Consider the following 23,566-nt stretch of genomic DNA (forward strand, 5'->3'; position numbering starts at 1 on the left):
CTACAGCGGCCGGTGCATGACGTGCAGGCCGACGTAGCCGTCCACCGGGTGGAGGAAGGCCTCGGGGACGGTGCCGACGATCGCGAAGCCGAGTGACTCGTAGAGCCGCACGGCGTGGTGGTTGTTGGCGACGACCGCGTTGAACTGCATGGCGCGGAAGCCGCTCCGGCGAGCCCAGTCGAGGGAGTACTCGACCAGCGCCCGCCCGATCCCCCTGCCGTGGTGGGCCGGGTCGACCAGGTAGCTCGCGCTGGCGACGTGCGAGCCGTTGCCGGGGCGGTTGCGGTTCATGTTGGCGGTGCCGAGGACGCGCCCGTCCTCGTCCACCGCGACCACCGTGCGGTTCGGGGCGGTGAGCATCCACCACTCCCGGCCCAGCTCGGAGTCCATGTCCAGCGGGTAGGGGAAGGTCTCGCCGGCGGCGATGACGGTGTGGAAGAACGGCCAGACGGCCGGCCAGTCCTCGGGGGCGGCCTCGCGGATCTCGATGGGCATCGGACCAGGATGGCCCCCGACGGGCGGGCCGGCGAACGGTTTTCCGGCCGGGTCAGCCACCGAGGACGGCCTTCTCGACCAGGGCGGCGGTGTGCGCCTGGCCGGTCGCGTTGGGGTGCACCACGGCGTACTCGAGGGGGAGGACGCTGGTCAGCACGCCGTCCAGCCAGTGGTCGGCGTCGCAGACGCTGTGGCCGGCGCTGGCGGGGTAGAGGTCCACGAAGGTGTCGCCGTGGGCGGCGGCGCTCCCGGCGATCAGCGCGTTGAGCGGTTCCAGGAGCGCGGTGCGGGCCCAGCCGAGGTCGCCGGCGGTGAAGGTGCCGAACTGCAGGAGGTTGCCGTACTGGCAGAGCGCGGCGTTCTCGGGGACGAGGTGCGGGTAGCCGACGGCGAGGACCTTGGCGGACGGCGCCTTGGTGTGCAGCGCGGTCAGCATCCGGTCGTAGCCGTTCCGCAGCCGGTCGAAGCGGTCGGGCAGGCTCGCGTCGAACTTGTCCTTGCAGGGGGTGCCCTGGCCGAGCCGGACGGCGCCGAGTTCGATGCAGCTCTTGAGGATCTCGGCGAAGCCGAGGTCGTTGCCGCCGACCCCGACGGTGACCAGGTCGGTGGCCGCGTCGACGGTGTCGATCTGCGGCGGGACGGCCGGGTAGGGGCCGTTCGGGTCGGTGCCGAGCGGCGGGAGCGGGCGGCCGAGCGGGGCCTGGGCGGTCGCGTAGACACCGTCGGTGGTGGCGCCGCTGCAGCTGACGTTGCGCAGGTCGACCAGGGAGCCCAGGTCGCGGCGGACGATCTCGGGGTGGGACTCGACGGTACGGGCGCAGCCGTCGCGCGGGTCCGTCTCGTCGCCGGTGGCCTCGATGACCCCGGCGGTGTAGGAGTCGCCGAGGGCCGTCCACCGCAGTGCGGCGGCGCGGTCGCCCGGCCGGGCGGCGGCCTGGGCGGTGGTCGGGGTGATCAGCCCGGCGGCGAGCACGGTGGCGGTGCCGGCGACGGCGAGGCGGGACAGGAAGCTTGGCACGGCTCTCCTCCTCGGGGTGCGGGGGAGAGTGCGGTTCACCCCCCTGAGAGTCAATCGAGTCGCCATGTGGACGACTTGATGCCTCAGAGGGGTGAATCCGTGGGCGTCGCGGTGACGCCGGGGGTCAGAGCGCCGCGGCGGCGGGCTCGATCATCGCCCGCGCGGTCTTGCCGTCGACGTACTCGCCGAGCGCCGTCATCTCCCACTCGCCGCCCGGGCGGCGGACCAGCTTGCACATCATCACACCGGTGTGGGGCTCGGAGTGGGTGAGGTCGAAGCGGACCAGCTCCTCCTCCGTGCGCGCGTCCAGCAGCCGGCAGTAGGCGTCGCGCACGTCGGTGAACTTCTGCCCGGAGAAGGAGTTCACCACGAAGACCAGCCCGTGGACCTCGGCCGGCAGGCCCTCCAGGTGGACGGTGATCACCTCGTCGTCGCCGCCCTCGCCGCCGACCAGGTTGTCGCCGGAGTGGGAGATCGCGCCGTTGAAGATGTTCAGCTTCATGAACCAGACCGTCTCCAGCCGCTTGTGCCGGGCGTCGAAGGCCAGGCAGGAGGCGTCCAGGTCGACGGCGCGGCCGCGGGCGGCGGACTTCCAGCCGAGCGCCATCCGGACGGAGGAGAGGAAGGGGCGGCCGTTCTTGATGAGGGAGACCGAGCTGCCCTTGACCAGGTTGACCCGGCCCTTGTCCAGGGTGATCTTGGCCGGAGCCGGAGCCGGAGCCGGAGCCGGAGCCGGAGCCGGGGTGGAGGTCTGGCCGGTGGCGAGCGCGATCCGCGGGTCGACCGGGGCGGTCGGCGGCACGGGCGGCGCGGGAGGCGCGGGCGGCATCGGCGGGGCGGCCGGCGGGGCCGGGAGGTGGACGGTCCGGTCCACCGAGACCGGAGGCGTGACCGCGGGCGCGACCGGGGCGGCGGGCGCCGGGGCCGGGGTGGCGGGCGCCGGGGAGTCCTCGACGGTGACGCCGAAGTCGGTCGCGATGCCCGCCAGGCCGTCGGCGTAGCCCTGGCCGACCGCGCGCACCTTCCAGACGCCGCCCCGCAGGTAGACCTCGACCACGATGAGCGCGGTCTCCAGGCCCAGCCGGGGCGGGGTGAAGGTGACCAGCGCCTCGCCGGTGTCGGCGTCGCGGACGGTGGAGGTGGGCTCCATCCCGGCGAAGGTGGAGACCTGGTCGGCGGGGCTCGCGGTCACCACGATCTTGGTGATGCCGGCCGGGACGGCCCGGGTGTCGACGGTGATCGCGTCGGGGGAGCCGGCGGTGGCCGGGCGGTGGCTGACGCCGGGGCCGTTCGGGGCGTTGAAGAAGACGAAGTCGTCGTCCGAGCGGACCTTTCCGGCATCGGTCAGCAGCAGGCCGGAGACGTCCAGCGCCTTGGGCGCGGTGACCTCGACGGTCACTCGCGCGGCGGTCAGCGGTGCGTTGCCGCCTTGGGTCAGGACGGTGGACACGGACTCCTCCTCGGGTGCGGATCGGCGGCCCGTCCGGGGCCGTCGGGGGCGCCGGGCCGGGTGCTGCCCACAGTAACGAACGGGGGTACGGGGATGCGCCCGTCCGGAACGGCCTGCTGCCGGATCGTCGAACGACCGTTACAGGGCGGCCTTCGGCAGGTCAGGGTGCCGTGGCGGCAGGGGCGGTGGCCACCCCGGCACCCACCCCGGCACCCACCCCGGCACCCACCCCGGCACCCACCCCGGCACCCGCCCCGGAGGCCGGTGCGGGCAGCGGCTGCACCGGGCCGAAGGTGCCGAGCGCGGCCACCGCGCGGGGGTGGTCGAGCGCGAAGGCGGAGACGCTCCAGCCCTCCGCCGGGGCCGCCCTGCGCACCCCGGCGGACGGGTCGGCGGCCGGCCGGGCGCCATGGACGCCGAAGGTGTAGGTGCCGGGCCGGACGTCGGTGCCCGGCGGGGTGGTGAAGCGGTAGACGAGGGTGCCGCGCTCCTGCTGGGCGGTCACCACGGCGCCCGGCAGGTCGGTCCAGGCGGTGCCGTTGCCGGGGGCCGACTCGCCCGGGGCGAGCCGGAACTCGGCCTGGAACGCGGTGACCGGCTCGCCCACCGCGAGGGTGAGCCGGTGGCGCAGGCCGTCGCGGCCGAGCGGGGAGAGCCGGGCGGCGCCGATCAGCGCCTGGTCGGTGTCCGCGGAGGGCCGGGGGCCGGCCGGGCCGGTGCCGTCGACCGTGTCGGCCGGGGCCTCCCCGGCGGCCGGGAGGGGTGCGACCGGCGGCGGCACGGGGCGGGTGGGCACGGTCGGCCGCAGCCCGGGGAGGTTCGGCGCCGGGCCGGTGGCGGCCGCGCCCTGGTCGGGCTGCCCGGCGCCCGGGGCGGGAGCCGGACCCGGGGCGTAGCCGGGCTGCTTGGCGTTCGGGACCGGGGGGACGGAGACGGAAGGGGAGGGCGAGGGGTCGGCCTGGACGCGGGCCTCGGTGCCGGCGAGCTGGGTGCCGGAGGCCGGCGCGTCCTGCCCGGCCGAGGCCTGGCCGCCGGTCTGGGGCGCTCCGGGGCTCCCGCCGTGGGGCGCGGACGGGGAGGCGGCGACCGGCGCGGGCCCCGTGGGGTGCGCCGAGAGGTGCGAGGAGGCGTTCGGTGAGGGCCGGCCGCCGACGGGGCGGCCGGAGGAGCCGGTCGACGGGCCGTCGGTCGGGGTCTGCGCGGAGGCCGCCTCGGCCTGGTCGGTGGTGCCCGGCGTGGGCGGCGGGGTGGTGCCGACCCGGGCGACGCCGGCCCGGCGGCCGACCCCCTGCTGCTCGTTCAGCAGCAGGGTGGTGGCGATGCTGATGCCGACCACGGTGGACATCGCCATCGCGGCGCCGGAGAAGCGCAGGGTGGGCAGTCGGAACAGCCCGCCGAACGGGCGCGGCCGCCCGTGCCGGCCTTGCCGTGCGGGCTCGTGCTGCACGTCTCGCGCGGTGTCCTCGCGCACAGCCACCGGACCCCTCCCTCCCCGAAGCCGCCGTCGCGTCGCCGTATTCTCCCACGCGTCACCGCCGGGCCCGGCTCCGGCCGCCGAGGACCGGTTCCGCGCGGGCCCGCGCGGGGAGGGGGAGAGCGTACCAGCGGGCGAGCGCACCCCGGCCGGTTCCCCTCCACTTCATGGACACCCGTTCGATGTGCGGAAGTTGACACTCCGTCCGACAAGCGCGGTACGGGGTCGGCCGCGCCGGACGGGGGCCGTTGCAACCCCCTTGCAACCCTTGCCCGGTGCGCCGTGTGTGACGCACGCTGAGGGCATCCCACGCCGTCCCGGAGAGACCGTCATGCCGCCCGACCCGCTGTCCGCAGCCTCCAGTGCACCCCTCGCCGCCACCCCCACGGGCGGCGATGGGGACGGCTCCACCGCCGCTCCGGCGGCGGTGGAGGAGGAGGTGCTGATCCTGCGAATCTCGCTGGGCGAGGAGGTGGTCGGCGAGGTGCTCACCCGGTTCCGGTTCGACGCCGCGCGCCCGTACGAGGTGCTGCTGACCTTCCACCTGGGGCGGCCCGACGAGGCCGACTGGGTGTTCTCCCGCGAACTGCTGCGCGACGGCCTGCGCGCGCTGAGCGGCCAGGGCGACGTCAAGCTGTGGCCGGCGTACTGCCCGTGCCACGGGGCGACGCTGCACCTGGCGCTCGAGTCCCCGCACGGCAGCGCGCTGCTGGAGGCTCCCAGGCCCCGGGTGCAGGCCTGGCTGGACCGCACCTACGCGCTGGTCTCCGAGTGTCAGGAGCGGGTCTGCGGCCCCACCGACGCCGATCTGGCCGCCCTGCTCGCGGAGGGCTGAGGCCGACCGAGGCCGGGGTCGCGGCGCCGGGGTGTCAGCGACGCCCCGCCGGACCGGCGGCACGCGGCGGCGGGAGGGACGGCGTACCGGGCAGCCGGGCCGTCCCCGCGGCCAGCGCGGCCCGCAGCCGCCGGACGGCCGGGGCCGAGGAGGCGGGCAGCAGGTCGTACGGGTCGTCCGGCCCGTCCACGGTGACCAGCACCGATTCCGCGAACCGGTACGGCCGGTGGGCCAGCAGCCCGCCCAGGTAGCGGCGCAGCCGGGACAGCTCGGCGCGGACCGTCACCGTCCGGCGGGCGTCGTCGAACAGCGCCTCCGCGAGCTGGGCGGCGGTGCTGCCCTCGCGTCCGGTGGCGAGCAGGAGCAGCAGTTCGGCGTGGCGCGGGCTGAGCGGGTGCGACCAGCTGTCGGCCGCGCTCCGGACGGACAGTTCCGGGCGGTCCGGGCGCCGCAGGTCGAGCCGGAGGTGGGCGCCCTCGGCCTGTTCGGCGGTCACCGCGCCGGAGCCGCCGTCCTCGGGTGACCGCACTGGGCGCACCAGCCAGCCGTCGGCGAGCGGCTCCAGCACGCACTCGCCCAGGCCCGGCACCCAGTGCACGGCGGCCGGGGTCCAGCCCCCGCTGGGCACCCGCAGCCGGCCGACCGGCGGCAGCCCGGCCGCGGCGGCGGTCCAGCCGGCCGCGTCCACCACCAGCGCCGGGCCGCCGACCCGGGCGAGCAGCGGGGCGGCCAGGGCGCGCAGCTCGTTTAGCGCCTCCAGCCGGTGGGCGCGCAGCTCGGTCTCGGCGAGCCGGGCGGCGGTGGCGGTGAGCTGGAGCAGGTACGGGCGGACGCTGTGCGCCGGGACGCTCAGGTTGACGGCGCCGACCAGCTGCCCGGTGCCGGGGTCGCGCAGCGGCGCGGCGACGCAGGTCCAGGCGTGGTGGCTGCGCAGGTAGTGCTCGGCGGAGTGGACGTGCGTCGGGCGCCGGATGCGCAGGGTGGCCGCGATGCCGTTGGTGCCGACACGCTCCTCGGTCCAGCGGGCGCCGGTGATGAAGCCGATCCGGTCGGCGCTGCGGCGCAGGCCGCGCTCGCCCTCCTGCCAGAGCACATGGCCCTCGGCGTCGGCGACGGCCACCAGCAGCGGGGCCGCGCCGCCCACCTCCAGCAGGGTCTCGCGCAGCACCGGCAGGACGGCGTCGAGCCCGCTGGTGCGGCGGCGCTGTTCTATCTCGCCGGGGCCGAGCAGGACGGCGGCGGCGCCGCTGTCGGGGTCGAGGCCGAGGCGTCGCAGCCGGGCCCAGGAGTCGCCGATCTCGGGCCGGAGTTCGAGCAGGCCCGGGCCCGCGGGCTGCGCGGTGAGGGCGGGGGCGGCCAGTTCCCGGGCGGCGGCGTCGGCGAGGGTGCGGTCGTGGACCTTGGCCAGTTCCGTCGCGGTCGGCGGGGTGCGGCGCTCTGGTCGTCGGGACTGCCGTCCGGTCTGCCGCACGCGCTTCGCTCCTCGCCACCGTTCGAGGACGCGCCGGGGCCGACGCGCTGACGAAAGCGTACGGGGGCGGTGGGCCGCTGGGGACTGGGTCCGGCAACTCCGCCTACCGGGCGGTACGGAACCGTGGCCGGCCCCCGGGCCCCGGCGGCGCCCGGTGGGCGTTCGGCGGCGGGGTCCGGGGGCCGGGCGGGATCAGTGCCGTGCGCCGGTGCCCTGCTGGGCCGCCTCCACGGTGTGGTGCAGGTCGGCGGTGGCTGCCAGGGTGGCGCCGGTGCTCAGCGCCAGACAGGCGGCCAGGGCCACGGCGGCGGCCCGCAGCCAGGTGCCGGGGGCGCCGGCCTGGCGGGGCTGGAGCAGGGCGGCGACCCGGCGCGGGACCGGACCCGAGTGGGCGGCGGCGACCAGCCGGGGGCGGCCCGGCCAGGGGGAACGGCTCGCGGCCAGAGCGGCCCGGCCGACCGCGCGGGCGGTCACCGCGCGGTCGCCGACCCGGGCCGCGGCCACCTCGTCGGCCCAGCGCTCCAGGTGGTACCCGAGGGGTGCGCGCAGCGGGCGCAGGGCCGGGTGGATGCCGGCGGCGTGCTCGGCGAGGGCGAGGAAGACGTGGTGGCGGGCGGTCAGGTGGGCCCGTTCGTGGGCGAGCAGGGCGGAGCGCTCGGGGGCGCTGAGGGCGCGCAGCATGCCGGAGGTGACCACGATCCGGCCGGGCTCGCCCGGTCGGCCGGGGCGGCCCAGGCGGCCGGGCAGGGCGAAGGCGTCGGCGCACTCGTCGTCCAGGACGGTGAGCGGGTGGTCGGCGGTCCGGAACAGTGCGGCGGGCCGCAGGCGGGTGGCCGTCCGGAGCAGTGCGGCGGGCCGCAGGCGGGTGGCCGGCCAGGCCGGGGGGCGTGAGCGGCGCACGGAGGCGTGCGGGGGGCGCATGTCCGGATGCTGGACGGAGGAGGGCTCGCGGAGCGGGTGGTGGGCGCCGGTCCGGTCCGTACGGTGATCGTCGGCACCCGCCGCACCCGCCGCACCCATGGCACCCGCCGCACCCATGGCACCGGCGTGGTCGGCGAGGCTGCCGTCGGGGCCGCCGGAGTGTTCCGTGCGGGGCGCGTCGTGGGCCGGGAGCGCGGCCCTGGCGATGCGCAGCTCCCGCAGCTGCCGGCGGGTGGTGCGCACCGCGAGCGCGCCGAGCGCGAGGAGCGCCAGGGCGGCCAGCACGGCCGCGAACGGCGCGTCGGGCGAGGCCGCGGTGAGCCCGGGCAGCGAGAGGTGGCCGAGGGCGGCGACCGGTGGGAGCTGGAGCAGCCCGTCGACGGCCAGCAGGCCGAGCGAGCAGAGGGTGCCGCCGGCCAGGACGGCGGCGCTGCCGGCCAGCATCCAGGCGGCGGCCCGCGGCGGCAGCGCCTCGGCGAGGCGGCGGGCCAGCGGGGCGGCCAGGAAGGGCAGCAGCAGCGGGACCCAGACGGCGAGCATCATCGGCCGGCCGCTCCCGGTGCGCCCGGCCCCGTCGGGTCCGCCTCCGGGGCGTCCGGTGCGTCCGCGGCGCCGTCGCCGAGCAGGTCGCGCAGCAGCTGCTCGTCCTCGGCGGAGAGGTCGGAGACGAAGCGGGCCAGTACGGTGGAGCGGTCGGCCTCGCGGCCGAGCTCGGTGTGCATCCGGCGGGCGGCGAGCCCCGCGGTGTCCTGGACGGTCGGAACGTAGGCGTAGGCGCGGCCGGCCCGGGTGCGCTCGACCGTCCCCTTGTCGAACAGCCGGGCCAGGATCGTCGCGACGGTGGTGCGGGCGAGGTCCCCGCCGAGCGCGGCCTGGACGTCCTGCGGCGTCATCGGCTGCCGGGTGGACCAGAGGGCGGCCAGCACCTCGGCCTCCAGCTCCCCGGCGGGCCGGCGGACGGACGGTACGTCGGGCATGGCGGCGCTTCCTCCAAGTTTCGTCTACAGTCATGTAGACCGTCTACGCGACTGTAGACGATCAGGGCGGGTTCCGATGCGAACCGCCCTCCAACGTACGGGAGGTCCGTCGGCCTTGCTCCAGTTCCTTGCCGATCCGGCCGTTCACCTCGCGGTGAACCCGCTGGACGCGTCCTCACTGCTCGCCGCCTTCGGCGCGCTCGGCATCGCCGTGGTGCTGTTCGCCGAGACCGGCCTACTGGTGGGCTTCTTCCTGCCGGGCGACTCGCTGCTGTTCACCGCCGGACTGCTCTGCGTGCCCGGCGCCACCCAGGGGCCGCAGCTGGAGCTGTGGCAGGTGCTGCCCGCCGCCCTGGTCGGCGCGCTCGGCGGGGCGCAGGTCGGCTACCTGATCGGCCGGCGCGGCGGCCGGGCGCTGCTCGCCAGGACCAGGCGCAGGAGCCTGCTGGAGGGCGTGGCGCGGGCCGAGGAGCTGCTGGCCAAGTACGGCCACGGCAAGGCGATCGTGCTCGCCCGGTTCATCCCGGTGGTCCGTACGGTGCTGAATCCGCTCTGCGGCGTACTCGAGGTGCCGGTCCGCTCGTTCACCTTCTGGCAGGTGGCCGGAGGCGCGGTCTGGACGGTCGGCGTGGTGTTCGCCGGCTACGGGCTGGGTTCGTCCATCCCCGGTATCGACCAGTACCTGCTGCCGATCATCGGTCTGGTAGTAGTTGTCTCCGTGCTCCCCATTCTTCTCGAACTGTTCCGCGCCCGTAAGGCGCGGCGTCACGGAGGTGACGCGTGATGTCCTCCCGGGCGCTCGCCGTGTACGACGGCAGCGGAATCGACGGCGGCCTGTACAGCCGGGTCAACGGCTGGGCGCAGTCGGCGCCGCACTGGCTGGACGAGCTGATCAAGGTCTGGTCGGCCCTCGGCCTCGGACTGTTCGCGGTCTTCATGGTCTACGCCTGGTGGCGGGCGCGCGGCGCGGACTCGGCCGTGATGGCCAGGGTGCTCGCCTCGCCGCTGATCGTGGTCGTCGCGTACGGCGTCAACTCGGTGTTCAAGGGCGCGGTCGAGGAACTCCGGCCGTGCGCGCAGATCCCCGGCAGCGTCGCGCTGGAGACCTGCCCGGGCACCGGGGACTGGTCCTTCCCGAGCAACCACTCGGTGATCGCCTTCGCCGCCGCGGCCTCGCTCTGGTTCGTCAACCGGCGGCTCGGCTGGGTGGCCGGCCTGTTCGCGGTGCTGATGGCCGCCTCCCGGGTCTGGGTCGGCGTGCACTACCCGCACGACGTGGCGGTCGGCGCGCTGGTCGGGCTGCTGGTCGCGGTGCTGCTGGCGCCGCTCGCCGGGCGCTGCGGGCCGCTGGTGGACCGGATGCGGGCGGGCGCGCTGCGCCCGCTGCTCGGGGCGGGGGAACTGCCGGTGGTCGCCCACGGCTACTCCGGGTACCGGGCGCAGGGGCGCTGATCCGGGTGATCCGGGCCGCGGCCGGCCGCTGGGCCGCCGCCGTTCCGTAGTCCTCCCCGCCCCTCGTCCGGTCTCGGACGACGGGTGGAGCAGGTGAGCCGGGCGTGGAGCCTCCTTCGGGGGCGCCCGCCCGGCTCATTCGTGTCCGGGTACGGGTGGTGCGGTCGTGACTCCCGCGGGCCAGGCGGCAGGTTGTCTGTACAACTTCCCAGGTGGTTCATCTGCGGGACGGCGGGTCGACGCCCCTCGGACACCTGGGCGCACCAGCCTGGACGCATGAGAGTCATCGTCGTAGGAGCAGGCGTGCTCGGAAGCATGCACGCCTGGCAGGCCGTCGAGCGCGGCCACGAGGTCGTCCACCTGGAGCGCGAGACCGAGGCGCGCGGTGCCTCGGTGCGCAACTTCGGCCTGGTCTGGGTCAGCGGCCGGGCACAGGGCGAGGAACTGGACACCGCGCTGCGGGCCCGCGAACTGTGGGAGTCCATCGGCTCCCGCGTCCCCGACCTCGGCTTCCGGGCCAACGGCTCGCTCACGGCCGTCCGCACCGAGGCCGAACTCGCCGTCGCCGAGCAGGCCCTGGCCCTGCCGGACGCCGCCGCCCGCGGCTACAAGCTGCTCGACCCGGACGAGACCCGCGCCGTCAACCCGGCCCTGCGCGGCAAGCTGCTCGGCGCCCTGTGGTGCGAGCGCGACGCCGCCGTCGAGCCCCGCACCGCCCAGCGCGCGCTGCGCGGGTACCTGGAGTCCACCGGCCGGTACACCTTCCTGCCCGGACGCGAGGTGCGCGAGGTGGTCGGCGAGAACGCCGTCCGCGACGACCACGGCGACGTCCACACCGGCGACCTGGTGATCCTCTGCACCGGCGCCTGGCTCGGCGGCCTGGTCCGCGAACTCGCCCCCGCCCTGCCGGTCCGCCGGGTGCGGCTCCAGATGATGCAGACCGACCCGCTCGGCGAGACCCTGACCACCTCCGTCGCCGACGGCGACAGCTTCCGCTACTACCCCGCCTTCGCCGGCACCGCCCTGGACCGGCTGCGCGAGACCCAGCCGCAGCCGCCGGTCGCCGCCGAGCACAAGATGCAGCTGCTGATGGTCCAGCGCCGCGACGGCGGGCTGACCATCGGCGACACCCACGAGTACGACCAGCCGTTCGGCTTCGACGTCGTCGAGGACCCGTACGACCACCTGGTCGGCGTCGTCGAGGAGCTGCTCGGCCGTCCGATGCCGCGGATCCGCCGCCGCTGGGCCGGGGTGTACGCCCAGTGCGTCGACTCCACCCGGGTGGTCCACCGCGAGCGCGTGCGCGACGGCGTCTGGCTGGTCACCGGCCCCGGCGGCCGCGGCATGACCTGCTCGCCCGCCATCGCCGAGACCACCGCCGAACTCGCCAACCTGTAAGGAACGCTGTCATGACCAACGACATCCGCCTGGTCGTCCTCGACATGGCCGGCACCACCGTGGCCGACGACGGCCTGGTCGAACAGGCCTTCACCGCGGCCGCCGCGAAGCTCGGCGTCGAGGCCGGCAGCCCGGAGTTCGACCCGATGCTGGCCCACGTCCGGGCCACCATGGGCGAGTCCAAGATCTCCGTCTTCCGCCACCTGTTCGGCGAGGAGGAGAAGGCCCAGCTGGCCAACGCCGCCTTCGAGGCCGCCTACGACGACCTGGTCGACGCCGGCCACTGCGCCCCGCTGCCCGGCGCCGCCGAGGCCATCGCCGAACTGCGGGGCCAGGGCCGCAAGGTGGTCCTCACCACCGGCTTCTCCCGGACCACCCAGGACCGCATCCTGGACGCCCTCGGCTGGCAGTCCGTCGCCGACCTGACGCTCTGCCCGGCCGACGCCGGCCGCGGCCGCCCGTACCCCGACATGGTGCTCACCGCGCTGCTGCGCACCGGCACCGACTCGGTCCGCCGGATCGCCGTCGCCGGCGACACCGGCTACGACATGCTGACCGGGACCCGGGCCGGCGCCTCGGTCGTCGCCGGCGTCCTCACCGGCGCCCACGACGAGGCCCGCCTGCGGGCCGACGGCGCGACCCACGTCCTCGGCTCGATCGCCGAACTGCCCGCGCTGCTGGGCTGACCGGGCGTTCCCGGGGCGGGCGGGTGTCGCGGCGAAAGCGCGCGACGCCCGCCCGTTGCGGTCCGCCGGGACGGGCGGGAGGGGTGGTGAGCGGCCGGCTCAGGCCAACGACGCCCCGGGCCTGCGCACGGACCAGAGCACTCGGGGAAGTGCCGCCCGACCGGCTGGAGGTCGGGGGCGGCGGCCGCGGCGCTGTGGGCGCGGTACGCCTCGTTCTTCTTCTTGGCGGCGACCGCGGAAGCGGCCAACTCGGCTGCCCTGGGCTGGTGTTCGGTCAGTCGGGGGCGGCCGGTGATCGCGGGAGCCGGTACCGGGGCCGTCATCACGGGACTTCTACGGGCCGTCGACGCCTTCTTGGCGCCGGCGGCCCGGCCCTGGGACGGACATCCGCGACGGGGGCTCAGCGGCGCCAGAAGCCGCGCTTCTTCCGGCCGACGAGCTGCACCACGGCCGCCACGAACAACTCGGCGACGGGGGAGGGCCCGGGGCCGTGGTTGAGGTGGCTCTCGGCGGTCCACTCGCCGAGGACGGTGCCGGGGCTGCCGTCGAGGGGGCTGAGCGCGTGCTCGAGGGTCACGTAGCGCACGGCTCTGGCGCCCTTGGGCTGGACGGCGGCGACGAAGTGGGCCTCGGTGGCGCCGACCGGGGTGGGCAGGGTGACCAGCAGCATGTGGTGGCCGTCGACCGACAGGTGGCGGCAGTCGAGGCCGTGGCCGGGCAGGCGGTCCTCGGGCGGCAGGGACGCGCCGAGGTCGTCCCAGATCTGGGTGACGACGGGCAGCAGGCTGCCGCCGTCCGGGGTCGGGGTGGCCACGCGCGGGCCGAACTCCAGCACCTGGCGGGCGAGCTCGCGGTGGACGAAGCGGTAGTGGTGGGGCCGGGGGTCCGTCATGGGGACACCGTAGCGAAGCCCTCGGGACGGGAGGTCGGCGCGTCCGACTTCCCGCCCCGACAGGCGAGTTGAAGGGCTTTGGTGGAGTTGACGATCCGTCAGGAGTCGTCAGGGGTGCTCGGGGGCGGTCAGGAGTGGCCGCCCTTGAGGTTGAGCACCACCACCCCGACGATCACCAGCGCGATGCCCAGCCACTGGAGCCGCCCGAGCGACTCGCCGAAGGCGACCACGCCTATCCCAGCGACCGCCGCGGTGCCGGCCCCGGACCAGACCGCGTAGGCGACCGAGACCGGTATGTGCTTGAGCGCGCGGCCGAGCAGCAGGAAGGAGAGCGCGTAGCCGATGCCGACGCCGAGGCTCGGCCAGAGCCGGGTGAACCCCTCGGTGAGCTTGAGGCAGCTGGTGGCGCAGACTTCGCTGGCGATGGCGAGGGCGAGCAGGAGATAGGGCATGTCAGGGTCGAACCGCGCCGGCTCCGGCGAGCTTCCCGAGCAGGGCGAGGTCGGCCTGCTCCAGGCTGGCGAGCAGGGTGATCCGCTCGCCCTGCGGCATCGGCACCGCGGCGGACGGCACGGCGAGCACCGCGCAGCCGGCCGCGGCGGCGGAGGCGACCCCGGTCGGGGTGTCCTCGACGGCGAGGCAGTCGGCCGGGTCCAGGCCCAGCCGCTCGGCGGCGGCGAGGTACGGGTCGGGCGCGGGCTTGGTGCGCGCCGTCTCCCCGGCGGCCAGGGTGACGGCGAACCAGTCCCGGCCGATGGCGGACAGCACCAGGTCCACCACCCCGCGGGGGGAGGCGGAGACCAGCGCGGTGGGCACCCGGGCCTCGCGCAGCGCGGCCAGCAGGGCGAGCGCGCCGGGGCGCGGCACCGTCTCGGCGGCGACCTTGGTGGCGAAGGACTCGTCCAGCCGGGCGGCGAGTTCGGCCTCGCCGAGGGCGGTGCCGCTGACCCTGTGCAGGTGGGCGGCGGTGTGCTCGACGGCCTGGCCGAGCACCTCGGGGGCGTCCTGGTCGGTGAGCGGGCGGTGCAGCTCCTCGGCGAGCTCGGCGGCGGCCTGCCACCACAGTCGCTCGGTGTCGACCAGGGTGCCGTCCATGTCGAACAGGACGGCGGCGGGCAGGACGGCGGCGGGCAGGGCGGGGGATCCGGGCATGGCGGAGTCAGGCATGGCGGTACCTTCGGGTGGCTCTTCGGTGGTTCGGCGGTGCTCCATCGGGCGGAGCGGGGAGGTACGAGGCTCTCAGGCCGCGCGGCGGTCCACCAGGACCGGGCGCTCCGGCAGGGTGAGCGAGGCCCGCGCACCGGCCGGCAGCGCGGCGGCGGACTCGGTGGGCAGGTCGGCCTTGACCTCGGTGCCGTCGTCCAGGCGGACGGTGAGCCGGGTGACGGCGCCCAGGAATGAGGCGGTGACCACCAGCGCGGGGCCGTCCTCGGCCGGGGTCAGGGTGACGTTCTCCGGGCGGACCAGCACCTGGAGCTCCCCGTCGGCCGGGATCTCGCCGTCCACCGCGTGGCGGCGGCCGAGCACCTCGACGCCGTCCGAGGTGCGGGTGCACGGGATGCGGCTCATGGTGCCGACGAACTCGGCGACGAAGGCGGTGGCCGGCCGGCCGTACAGCTCGGACGGGGTGGCGCACTGCTCCAGCTTCCCGGCGCGCAGCACCGCGACCCGGTCGGCCATCGACAGGGCCTCCTCCTGGTCGTGGGTGACGAACAGGGTGGTGATGCCCAGCTCCTGCTGGAGGCGGCGGATCTCCTCGCGCAGCTGGAGGCGGACCTTGGCGTCCAGCGCGGACAGCGGCTCGTCCAGCAGCAGGACGCGCGGCTGGAGGGCGAGCGCGCGGGCGAGCGCGATGCGCTGCTGCTGGCCGCCGGACATCTGGTGCGGGTAGTGGTCGGCGCGGTGCGGCAGGCCGACCAGCTCCAGCAGCTCCTGGGCCCGCTGGCGGCGCTCGGCCTTGCCGGTGCCGCGCATCCGCAGCCCGAAGGCGACGTTGTCCAGCGCGGTCAGGTGCGGGAAGAGGCTGTAGGACTGGAACACCATGCCCGCGTCGCGCTTGTGCGCGGGGATCGCGGTGATGTCCCGGCCGTCGACCAGCACCTCGCCGGAGTCGTGCTGCTCGAAGCCGGCGAGGATGCGCAGCGCGGTGGTCTTGCCGCAGCCGGACGGGCCGAGCAGGGCGAGCAGCTCGCCCGGCTGGACGGTCAGGTCCAGGCCGTCGAGGGCGGTGGTGGCGCCGAACGCGCGGCGCAGGGAGCGGAATTCGACGGTGGCGCTGCCGGGGGAGAGCGAGACGCCGTTGGCGATGGCGGTGGCCGTGGTCATGACTGGTGACTCCGGGGGGTTTCAGGAGGTGGCGGTCTTGGCGTGGCGCTCGCGTCCGGCGGTGGCCAGCAGGAGCAGCAGCAGCCAGGTGAGCAGCAGGCTCAGGATGGAGACCGCGACCGACATGTGGGCCTGGCTGTTGCCGACCGAGTAGATCCAGACCGGGAAGGGCTGGAAGCCGAGGATCGAGGCGGTGGTGAACTCGCCGAGGACCAGGGCCAGGGTGAGGAAGGAGGCGTTCAGCAGGGCGCCGCGCAGGTTGGGCAGGACGACCGTGAACACCGCGCGCGGCCAGCTCGCGCCGCAGTTGCGGGCGGCCTCGACCAGCGTGCGCACGTCCATCGAGCGCAGGCCGGCGTCCAGGGCGCGGTAGGCGAGCGGCAGGGCCATCAGCACGTACGCGATGACCAGCACCAGCGGGAAGTGCGGGTCCTGGATGAACACGAAGGTCTGGAAGAACGGGGTGTCCATCAGGTGGTCCGGGCCCCAGCGGAGCACGCCGATGAGGCCGGCGGTCAGCGCGACCGGCGGGACGACCAGCGGCAGGGTGCAGAGCACGTCGATGACCGGGCGCAGCTTCGGCGAGCCGAGCCGCACGGAGATCAGCGCCGGGACGAGCAGGAGCAGCAGCACCACGACGGTGACCACGGCCAGGCCGAGGGTCAGCCAGAGGCTGTCCAGGAAGCCGGGGGCGGAGAGCAGCCCGGTGTAGGCCTCGAAGGAGATGCCCTTGGGGTCGTCGATGGAGAACCAGAAGGACGCCGCGAGCGGGACGACGAAGTAGACGCCGGCGAGCGCCAGCACGGCGCCGCGCCACCAGCGCACGGTGCGTCGTCGGCCGGGGCGGGCGGGGGTGGTCAGCTGAGCCATCGGGCGCTCCGGCGCTGGAGGGGGAGGTACACGGCCATCACCAGGACGGCCACGACGATCATGTTGAGACTGAGGGCGAGGGCGAGGTTGCCCTGGCCGACCAGCACGTTGCCGGAGAGCGCGTCCGCGATCGAGCGGCTGACCAGCGGGACGGTCGCGCCGACCATGGCGGCGGCCGTCGCGTAGGCGGCGAAGGCGCTGCCGAAGAGCAGCACGAAGCCGCCGAGCAGGGAGGGGGCCAGGATCGGCAGGGCGACGTGGATCCAGTACTGCGGGCCGGTGGCGCGGTTGTTCTGGGCGGCCTCGCGCCACTGGGTCCGCAGGCCGTCCAGGGCCGGGGTGATGGTGAGCACCATCAGCGGGACGAGGAAGTACAGGTACACGACCGTCAGGCCGGTGAAGGAGTACAGCGACCAGCCGTGGTCGGTGAGGTGCAGCAGCTTGGTGATCTCGCCGGCGTTGCCGAGGGTGGCGACGAAGGCGAAGGCGAGCGGCAGTCCGCCGAAGTTGGCGAGCACACCGGAGGCGGTGAGCACCGCCTGGCGCAGCCAGCCGTGCCGGGAGGTGACGACGGCCTGGGCGAGCGGCAGTCCGAGCACGGTGGCGAGCAGCGCGGTCAGCGCGGAGAGCTTGAGGCTGCTCAGCATGGCCGTCTGGTAGCCGCCCTGGACGGAGGCCGTCAGGTTGTCGAAGGTGAACTGCCCGGCACCGGTCTCCGCGTCGCTGGAGGTGGTGAACGCGCCGATCACGATGGCGACGGTGGGAAGTCCGAAGCCGATCAGGAAGAACAGCAGCAGCGGCACGGCGGCCAGCCAGGACGCTCCGCCGAGGCGGGCGAGCGGCCGGCGCCGCGGGGCGGGGGCGGTGGTGGCGGGGGAGGCGGTCGTGGCGGTGGCGGACTCCCCCGCGCCGCCACCGGGGGAGGTGGCGGCGGGGGTGGTCGGCACCGGGGTGGGAGCCGTGGTCATGAGTGCCTTTTCTCAGCCCGAATTGCGGTACGTGGTCGGGGTGTCAGCCCGCGACGGCCTTGGTCCAGTTCTCGGTGACGACCTTCTTGGCCGCGTTGATCTGGTCGACGGTCGGGAAGTTGGTGAACGGCTTCTCGACCGGCGGCAGCTTGGCGGCCGCGGCGGCGTCCAGGGTGCCGTCCTTCTTCAGGGCCTCGAAGGTCGACGGGGTGGCGTAGCCGCCGAGGAAGAGGTTCTGGCCCTCGGCGCTGAACAGGTACTCCTGCCACAGGCGGGCGGCCGCCGGGTGCGGGGCCCACTTGTTGACGGCCTGGTTGTAGAACTGGGCGTAGGAGCCGTCGACCGGGATGGAGACCTTCCAGTCGACGCCCTTGCCCTTGAACTCGTCGGTGTAGCCGGCGTTCAGGTAGGACCAGTCGATCGAGATCGGGGTCTCGCCCTTCTCGACGGTGGCCGGGGTCGACTCGACCGGGTTGAAGTTGCCGGACTGCTTCAGCTTGGCGAAGAAGTCGATGCCGGGCTGGATGTTGTCCAGCGAGCCGCCGTTGGCGAGCGCGGCCGCGTAGACGCCGCCGAAGGCGGAGCCGGACTTGGTCGGGTTGCCGTTGAGGGCGACCTGGCCCTTGTACTCCGGCTTGAGCAGGTCGGCGAAGGTCGTCGGGCAGACGGCGATCTTCTTGGCGTCGCAGCCGATGGAGACGTAGCCGCCGTAGTCGTTGACGGCGGCGCCGTTCGCGTCCTTCATGGTGTCCGGCACCTTGTCGAAGGTGGACACCTTGTAGGGGGCGAGGATGCCGTCCTTGACCGCCTGGAGGGCGAAGGCGCTGCCCAGGTCGACCACGTCGGGGGCGCGGTCCTGGCCCTTGCGGGAGTTGATCGCGTTGATCTCGTCCTGGCTGGAGCCGTCCGGGTTCTCCTCCTCGACCTCGATGCCGTACTTGGCCTTGAAGCTGTCGATGATCTTGCCGTAGTTGGCCCAGTCCCGGGGCAGCGTGATGACGTGGAGCTTGCCCTCCTTCTTGGCGGCGGCGACCAGGCCGTCCATGCCGCCGAAGTCGGCGACCGAGGTGGCCGTCTTGGCGTCCTTGGCGCCGCCCTTGGCGGTGTCGCCGGACTTGGCGCTCGAACCGGCGGAGCCGCAGGCGGTGAGGGAGAGCGCGGCGGCGGTCAGTACGGCCGCGAAGGCGGCGGCGCGGGCGCGGTGCACGGTCACGGGGAAGTCTCCTGTTAAGGGGGCGTACTGCGAGGGGCGTTCGCGGGGGGTTCCGCGGGCTTGCGTCTCGCGAAGGGCGGCGGACCGACCGGGTGGGCGATCGATCGACGTCGTCCGAGTTGACTAGCCAACTTCGCTGACAGCAGTAAGTACGCCGGAGCCCGGTGACGGGAAGGTGAACGGACGGCCCAGAACCGGGGTCGGCTGCGGGAACGGTGGAATCCGGCCATCGGAGCGTGAACCGTTCGGTGCGATGCTTCGATGGCGCAGCGGGATAAGGTCGGGCTGTCCGCACCGGTACGGCTGCGCAGGACACCGCCCCAGGAGGGACATTGACTGACGTGGCAACTGAGCCCCAGTACCCCGAGACCGAGGGGCACCCGGCCGCCGGGGACCACTCGGCCGGCGGGGAGCGCTCGGCTGCCGGGGGGCGCCTGACAGCCGGCGAGCCCCCGGCCGAGCGCCCCGGCGCGCTGTACCGGAAGGTGGCCGCCGACCTGCGCGAGGCGATCACCACCGGCGCGTTCGGCGAGGCCGGCCGGCTGCCCGCCGAGGGCGCGCTGGCCGAGCAGTACGGCGTCTCCCGCGGCACCGTCCGCCAGGCGCTCGCCGTGCTGCGCTCCGACGGACTGGTCACCTCCCGCCGCGGCACCCGCCGGGTGGTCCTCGGCGGAGCCCGGGTGCAGAGCTTCTCCGAGCTGCTCAGCTTCACGCACTGGGCGTACTCGATGGGCGAGGAGCCCGGCGGCATCCTGGACTCGCTGGTGCGCCGCCCGGCCGACGCCGCCGAGCGCGAGCAACTGCGCCTGGAGCCGGGCGCCGAGGTGTACGTCATCGTCCGGCTGCGGACGCTCTCCGGCACGCCCGTGATGGTCGAGCGCACCGTCTACCCGCCGCGGGTCGGCGAGATCGTCGCCGAACTGCCGCCGGACGTGGTCTCGCACACCGAAGTGCTGCGCGAGCACGGCATCCTGTTCACCGACGCCGACCACACCATCGACGTCGTCCCGGCCAACGCCGAGGACGCCCGGCTGCTCGGCTGCCGCCGGGGTGGCCCGCTGCTGCGCGAGCGGCGCCGCACGACCGACCCGACGGGCACGCCGGTGGAGTGGTCCCAGGACCGCTACCTGCCCGGGACGGTGGCGTTCAGCGTGCACAACTCCCTGGCCACGTCGGCGCTTTCGCGGCACGCGCGGGAGCTGGACTGAGCTTCCCGCGCGTGCCGCGAGGGGCGCCCTCGGTGCGCGGGCGTCCTCGGTGCGCGGGCGTCCCCGAGGTGCGGGCGTCCTCGGCGCGCGGGCGTCGTCGGCGTACGGGCGTCCCCGAGGTGCGGGCGTCGTCGGCGTACGGGCGTCCTCACCGCATGAGCGCGGCGAGCAGCGGGCGGTAGTGCTCGAAGCCCGGCGTCGGGGCGCCGGCCACCTTCGCCTGCTCATCCCAGCGCCGCACCGCCACCGCGTCCCGGGCGCCCGGGAGTTCGGCGAAGGCGGCGGCCTGGCGCTCGTCCATCGGGCCGCCCTGCACGCTCAGCGTGTACTCGGAGGCCTCGGAGAGCCGCTCCCGGTACCCGGGCTCGACCGCGCACAGGTAGCGCTTGGCGGCCACGTGCAGCCGGACCGGCTCGGTGACCTCCGGGCCGAACCAGCGGGCCAGCCAGTCGGCCCCGGAGTCGCTGTGCAGGTTGTCCTGACCCTCCATCAGATCCCGTCCGCGCAGGGATCCGTGGCCGTGCCCGTCAATGAAGTGTCCGACGTCGTGCAGCAGCGCGGCGGCGACCAGGTGCTCCGGCGCCCCGGCGGCCTCGGCGGCAGCGGCGGCCTGGAGCATGTGCTCAGCCATGGTGACCTCCTCGCCCAGGTACTCCCCGGCGCCCTCGCCCGCGAACAACGCGGCGATCGCGTCCAGGGCGGCGGCGCGGCGGTGCAGCACGGCGAGGGTGCTGTTCAGCGAGTCGAGGTCGGCGTAGCAGCCCTGGAGGTGGCGGTGGCCGTCCTGCTGGAAGGCCGTCCGGGCGTGCATCAGACGGGTGTTGTCGAAGACCAGGCAGTCGCCGGGGCCGAGGCGGAAGGTGAGCTGGAGCTCGGGGCGCAGGGTGATCGCGGCGAAGCGGCGGTAGGCGGCGTAGAAGGCGTCCAGGCCCTTCGGGCCGTCGGCCCGGACGGTGCCGATCGAGCGGTTGTTGAACCTGACCTCACGGATCCGGCCCCGCGGGTCCACGTCGATCAGCGGGCGGTCGGCGCGCAGTTCGGTGCGGCGGTCGCGGAAGACGAACGGGACGGGCGTGCGGGTGAGGACCTCGAACGCGTCCGGCGCCTCCTCCCGGAGGATCGCCGCGGCCTTGAAGCCGTCCACCAGTCCGGAGTCGCCGCCGGTCGCCGAGTTCTCCAGGCAGTGCAGCAGTTGGAGGGTGGGCACCGGGTCCCGGTACGGGTTGTCGGTGTGCGGGGCGATGGCGACGCTGGTGAAGGCCAGGTTGTTGGGGTCCGGCTCGACCCGGACGTCGAACAGCTCCCCGTAGTTGGTGACCCGGACGTACCCGAAGCTCTCCGCCACCCGCAGCACCTGCCGCTCGACGGCCGGCACCCCGCGCAGCACGGCGAAGCCGCTGTCCCGTACGGCGGCCAGCACCGCGGCCCGCTCGGCCGGGTCGGCCAGGTAGTCCTCCCAGCGCGCCCGCGGGATGCCGGGCGCGAAGTCCGCCGCCGTCCAGAGCCGCTTGTCCAGCTCGGTACGCCCGTCGCCCTCGTCGGCCCGGTCCAGCCACTCCAGCGGGTAGCGGGAGCGGTGCCCGTCCGACCAGAGCACCTCCAGGTGCCCGTCGGCCTCGGTGCTCCCGGCGACGGCGAGGCCCTCGGGCAGGTCGTCGATCCGGAACAGCTTCTGCCCGTTGCGCGGGTCCCGGCACTCGGCGCACGGGCAGTTGTCGCGCAGCCAGTACGGCGGCAGTTCGGTCATCGGTCTTCTCCTCGGCGCACTACGGCTGTCGTGTCGGGGCGGTCGTGCGGGGCAGTCGTGTCGGGTGGAGTTGTATAGCCAACTTCACGTCCTGTCCGGGAGCCTGCCTGCCTCCGGTGAGGTCCGCGTGCCGGGCAGGTGAACGATGCGGGAACTGTGCCGGAGGTCGGCGCGGCGGGCATGTCGCCAGGTGCGTCGGCAGGTGCGGTGGCGGGTGGTCCGGCGAGTGGTTCCGGAGGGCTGTTCGAGTGAGGGGCGCGGGGCGCGGGGCGTTTCGGGGCGGGCGGGTGGGGACTGTCCGAGGAATTCCTCCTGCTTCGAGAGGCGATCGGCCATGGCCCATTCCTCCTCCAACCCGCCCGGCTCGGGGCACACCGCACTGCGGCGTGAGGTCGGCGTCATCGGACTGCTCTGGGCCTCGGTCGGGGCGATCATCGGCTCCGGCTGGCTGTTCGGGGCGCAGAAGGCGGCGGTGGCGGCCGGGCCCGCGGCACTGCTGTCCTGGGGCATCGGCGCGGTCGCGATCGTCCTGCTGGCGCTGGTGCACGCCGAGCTGGGCGGGCTGTTCCCGGTGGCAGGCGGTACGGCGCGCTACCCGCACTACGCCTTCGGCGGGTTCGCCGGGATGTCCTTCGGCTGGTTCACCTGGCTCCAGGCCGCCACCATCGCACCGATCGAGGTGCAGGCGATGCTCAACTACGCCCAGCACTGGAGCTGGGCGGACGGCCTGTTGAACAAGAACCTGACGCTGACCGGCTGGGGGTTCGTCGTCGCGGCCGTCCTGCTCGGGCTCTTCGTCGCGGTCAACTTCCTCGGCGTGCGGCTGCTCGCCCACACCAACAGCGCGGCCACCGTCTGGAAGGTCGCCATCCCGGTGCTGACCATCTTCGCGCTCGGCATCAGCGAGTTCCACGGCTCCAACTTCGACGTCCACGGCTTCGCGCCGGACGGTGCCAAGGGCGTGCTCACGGCGATCAGCAGCAGCGGGGTGATCTTCGCGCTGCTCGGCTTCGAGCAGGCCATCCAGTGGGCGGGGGAGAGCCGCAACCCGCGCCGGGACATCCCGCGCGCGGTGCTCGGCTCGGTGGTGATCGGCACGATCGTCTACGTGATGCTCCAGGTGGTGTTCATCGGCGCGCTGCCGCCGGAGACCTTCGCCCACGGCTGGAGCACGCTCGACTACCCCGGGATCAGCGGACCGTTCGCCGGCCTGGCGACCCTGATCGGGCTGGGCTGGCTGGCCACCGTGCTGTTCATCGACGCGGTCATCTCGCCGGCCGGCACCGGGCTCGTCTACATCACCTCCAGCTCCCGGGTCACCTACGGCCTGAGCCGCAACGGCTACGCGCCGCAGGTGCTGCAGTCCACCGACAAGCGCGCGGTGCCCTGGCTCGGCCTGCTGATCGCCTGGGTGGCCGGGGTGATCTGCTTCCTGCCCTTCCCGAGCTGGCAGCGGCTGGTCGGGTTCATCACCTCGGCGGTGGTGCTGATGTACGCGGGCGCTCCGCTGGCCTTCGGGGTGCTGCGCAAGCGGCTGCCCGGGATGGAGCGCTCGTACCACCTGCCCGGCGGCTCGGTGGTCTCGCCGCTGGCCTTCGTGGTGGCCGGCCTGGTCATCTACTGGTCCGGCTGGGACACCCTGTGGCGCCTCGGTCTGGCGATCGTGATCGGCTACGTGCTGCTCGGCGGGTACTCCTGGTACGCGCGCTCGAAGGGGCTGCCGAACGCGCCCCGGATGGACTTCCGGGCCGGTCAGTGGCTGCCGGTCTACCTGGTCGGCATGGGCCTGATCTCCTGGCAGGGCACCTTCGGCGTGGGCTCGCAGGGGAACCTGCCGCTGTGGTGGGACATCGTCGTGGTGGTGGCGTTCTCGCTGGTCGTCTACTACTGGGCGCTGGCGATCGCGCTGCCGGCGGAGGAGATCGAGCGGAACATCCGGGGCGTCGAGGTGGTGGACGTCAACGGGCACTGAGGTCCGCGCGAGGCGGCCGCGGGCACCGGGGCACCGGAGTCCGCTGGCACCGGGCCACACGGGCACCGCGGCGCGCGACAGACGGCCGAGGGCCCCGGAGGGGGGCCCCCCGGGGGCGCCGGGCTTCGGGGGCAGGGGCCGAAAGGGGAACTCCCAGAGGACTCTGCTGGGGACAGGGGAGGAGGAGGGTCGGT

The 23,566-nt window shown here is 74.6% G+C and carries 22 protein-coding genes; 7 read left to right on the plus strand and 15 right to left on the minus strand.

The genetic code is table 11. The features are described from left to right. The 4 genes from ACZ5OX_RS22020 to ACZ5OX_RS22035 form a co-directional block, all read right to left on the minus strand. Window positions 1–489, minus strand: coding sequence for a GNAT family N-acetyltransferase (locus tag ACZ5OX_RS22020; RefSeq protein ID WP_465632354.1), 489 nt, complete (start codon window positions 487–489; stop codon window positions 1–3). Between the two features lie 58 nt (window positions 490–547). Further along, window positions 548–1,513, minus strand: a complete 966-nt coding sequence (locus ACZ5OX_RS22025; protein ID WP_465632186.1) for an SGNH/GDSL hydrolase family protein — start codon at window positions 1,511–1,513, stop codon at window positions 548–550. 124 nt (window positions 1,514–1,637) lie between these two features. Next, window positions 1,638–2,951 (minus strand): TerD family protein, encoded by a 1,314-nt coding sequence (locus ACZ5OX_RS22030; RefSeq protein WP_465632356.1) that lies wholly within the window; start codon window positions 2,949–2,951, stop codon window positions 1,638–1,640. A 172-nt stretch (window positions 2,952–3,123) separates the two neighbouring features. Further along, window positions 3,124–4,440 carry a hypothetical protein gene (locus tag ACZ5OX_RS22035; RefSeq protein ID WP_465632188.1) on the minus strand — a complete coding sequence of 439 codons (1,317 nt, stop codon included), beginning with the start codon at window positions 4,438–4,440 and terminating at the stop codon, window positions 3,124–3,126. Between the two features lie 328 nt (window positions 4,441–4,768). On the opposite strand from ACZ5OX_RS22035, the gene ACZ5OX_RS22040 reads away from it, so the two are divergent. After that, on the plus strand, window positions 4,769–5,272 hold the full coding sequence (locus tag ACZ5OX_RS22040; RefSeq protein ID WP_465632190.1) for an SsgA family sporulation/cell division regulator: 504 nt from the start codon (window positions 4,769–4,771) through the stop codon (window positions 5,270–5,272). Between the two features lie 34 nt (window positions 5,273–5,306). Here the strand turns inward: ACZ5OX_RS22040 and ACZ5OX_RS22045 are convergent, their stop codons facing one another. The 3 genes from ACZ5OX_RS22045 to ACZ5OX_RS22055 all read right to left on the minus strand — a co-directional run bounded on the left by ACZ5OX_RS22045 (window position 5,307) and on the right by ACZ5OX_RS22055 (window position 8,641). Further along, window positions 5,307–6,743: a GAF domain-containing protein gene (locus ACZ5OX_RS22045; protein WP_465632192.1), complete on the minus strand. Its 1,437-nt coding sequence runs from the start codon at window positions 6,741–6,743 to the stop codon at window positions 5,307–5,309. Window positions 6,744–6,935: 192 nt separating this feature from the next. Further along, window positions 6,936–8,207: a M56 family metallopeptidase gene (locus tag ACZ5OX_RS22050; protein WP_465632194.1), complete on the minus strand. Its 1,272-nt coding sequence runs from the start codon at window positions 8,205–8,207 to the stop codon at window positions 6,936–6,938. After that, on the minus strand, window positions 8,204–8,641 hold the full coding sequence (locus ACZ5OX_RS22055; RefSeq protein ID WP_465632196.1) for a BlaI/MecI/CopY family transcriptional regulator: 438 nt from the start codon (window positions 8,639–8,641) through the stop codon (window positions 8,204–8,206). The genes ACZ5OX_RS22050 and ACZ5OX_RS22055 overlap by 4 nt, the downstream gene beginning before the upstream one ends. Window positions 8,642–8,756: 115 nt before the next feature. On the opposite strand from ACZ5OX_RS22055, the gene ACZ5OX_RS22060 reads away from it, so the two are divergent. The 4 genes from ACZ5OX_RS22060 to ACZ5OX_RS22075 all read left to right on the plus strand — a co-directional run bounded on the left by ACZ5OX_RS22060 (window position 8,757) and on the right by ACZ5OX_RS22075 (window position 12,177). Beyond that, a complete protein-coding gene (locus ACZ5OX_RS22060; RefSeq protein WP_465632198.1) occupies window positions 8,757–9,425 on the plus strand; it encodes a DedA family protein in 669 nt (222 codons plus the stop codon). After that, window positions 9,425–10,093, plus strand: coding sequence for a phosphatase PAP2 family protein (locus ACZ5OX_RS22065; protein WP_392914092.1), 669 nt, complete (start codon window positions 9,425–9,427; stop codon window positions 10,091–10,093). The genes ACZ5OX_RS22060 and ACZ5OX_RS22065 overlap by 1 nt, the downstream gene beginning before the upstream one ends. A 276-nt stretch (window positions 10,094–10,369) precedes the next feature. Next, window positions 10,370–11,491 carry a TIGR03364 family FAD-dependent oxidoreductase gene (locus ACZ5OX_RS22070; RefSeq protein ID WP_465632200.1) on the plus strand — a complete coding sequence of 374 codons (1,122 nt, stop codon included), beginning with the start codon at window positions 10,370–10,372 and terminating at the stop codon, window positions 11,489–11,491. 11 nt (window positions 11,492–11,502) lie between these two features. Next, window positions 11,503–12,177 carry a phosphonatase-like hydrolase gene (locus ACZ5OX_RS22075; RefSeq protein WP_465632202.1) on the plus strand — a complete coding sequence of 225 codons (675 nt, stop codon included), beginning with the start codon at window positions 11,503–11,505 and terminating at the stop codon, window positions 12,175–12,177. 400 nt (window positions 12,178–12,577) lie between these two features. Here ACZ5OX_RS22075 and ACZ5OX_RS22080 read toward each other — a convergent pair whose 3' ends face one another. From ACZ5OX_RS22080 to ACZ5OX_RS22110, 7 genes are all read right to left on the minus strand, one after another. After that, window positions 12,578–13,069, minus strand: coding sequence for a hypothetical protein (locus ACZ5OX_RS22080; RefSeq protein WP_449789378.1), 492 nt, complete (start codon window positions 13,067–13,069; stop codon window positions 12,578–12,580). 128 nt (window positions 13,070–13,197) lie between these two features. Next, entirely contained in the window at window positions 13,198–13,521 is a 324-nt protein-coding gene (locus ACZ5OX_RS22085) for a DMT family transporter (RefSeq protein WP_392878414.1), read from the minus strand. A 1-nt stretch (window position 13,522) separates the two neighbouring features. After that, the gene (locus tag ACZ5OX_RS22090) at window positions 13,523–14,236 is read right to left on the minus strand and encodes an HAD family hydrolase (RefSeq protein ID WP_465632205.1); all 714 of its coding nucleotides are present in this window, start codon (window positions 14,234–14,236) and stop codon (window positions 13,523–13,525) included. A 72-nt stretch (window positions 14,237–14,308) separates the two neighbouring features. Next, window positions 14,309–15,394, minus strand: coding sequence for an ABC transporter ATP-binding protein (locus tag ACZ5OX_RS22095; protein ID WP_465632207.1), 1,086 nt, complete (start codon window positions 15,392–15,394; stop codon window positions 14,309–14,311). Between the two features lie 21 nt (window positions 15,395–15,415). Beyond that, entirely contained in the window at window positions 15,416–16,264 is an 849-nt protein-coding gene (locus ACZ5OX_RS22100; protein WP_465632209.1) for an ABC transporter permease, read from the minus strand. Further along, window positions 16,252–17,232 (minus strand): ABC transporter permease, encoded by a 981-nt coding sequence (locus ACZ5OX_RS22105; protein ID WP_465632211.1) that lies wholly within the window; start codon window positions 17,230–17,232, stop codon window positions 16,252–16,254. Before ACZ5OX_RS22105 ends, ACZ5OX_RS22100 begins: the two co-directional genes overlap by 13 nt. 43 nt (window positions 17,233–17,275) lie before the next feature. After that, window positions 17,276–18,445 (minus strand): ABC transporter substrate-binding protein, encoded by a 1,170-nt coding sequence (locus tag ACZ5OX_RS22110; protein WP_465632213.1) that lies wholly within the window; start codon window positions 18,443–18,445, stop codon window positions 17,276–17,278. 341 nt (window positions 18,446–18,786) lie between these two features. Between ACZ5OX_RS22110 and ACZ5OX_RS22115 the strand changes: the two genes are divergently transcribed. Continuing rightward, the gene (locus ACZ5OX_RS22115; RefSeq protein WP_465632215.1) at window positions 18,787–19,653 is read left to right on the plus strand and encodes a GntR family transcriptional regulator; all 867 of its coding nucleotides are present in this window, start codon (window positions 18,787–18,789) and stop codon (window positions 19,651–19,653) included. 148 nt (window positions 19,654–19,801) lie between these two features. Here the strand turns inward: ACZ5OX_RS22115 and tmpA are convergent, their stop codons facing one another. Beyond that, complete coding sequence (gene tmpA, locus ACZ5OX_RS22120) at window positions 19,802–21,400, minus strand: 2-trimethylaminoethylphosphonate dioxygenase (RefSeq protein ID WP_465632217.1); 1,599 nt, start codon at window positions 21,398–21,400, stop codon at window positions 19,802–19,804. 334 nt (window positions 21,401–21,734) lie between these two features. Between tmpA and ACZ5OX_RS22125 the strand changes: the two genes are divergently transcribed. Next, a complete protein-coding gene (locus ACZ5OX_RS22125) occupies window positions 21,735–23,372 on the plus strand; it encodes an APC family permease (protein ID WP_465632219.1) in 1,638 nt (545 codons plus the stop codon). Window positions 23,373–23,566: the final 194 nt, after the last annotated feature.

The sequence above is a fragment of the Kitasatospora sp. NPDC032121 genome (assembly GCF_055580145.1).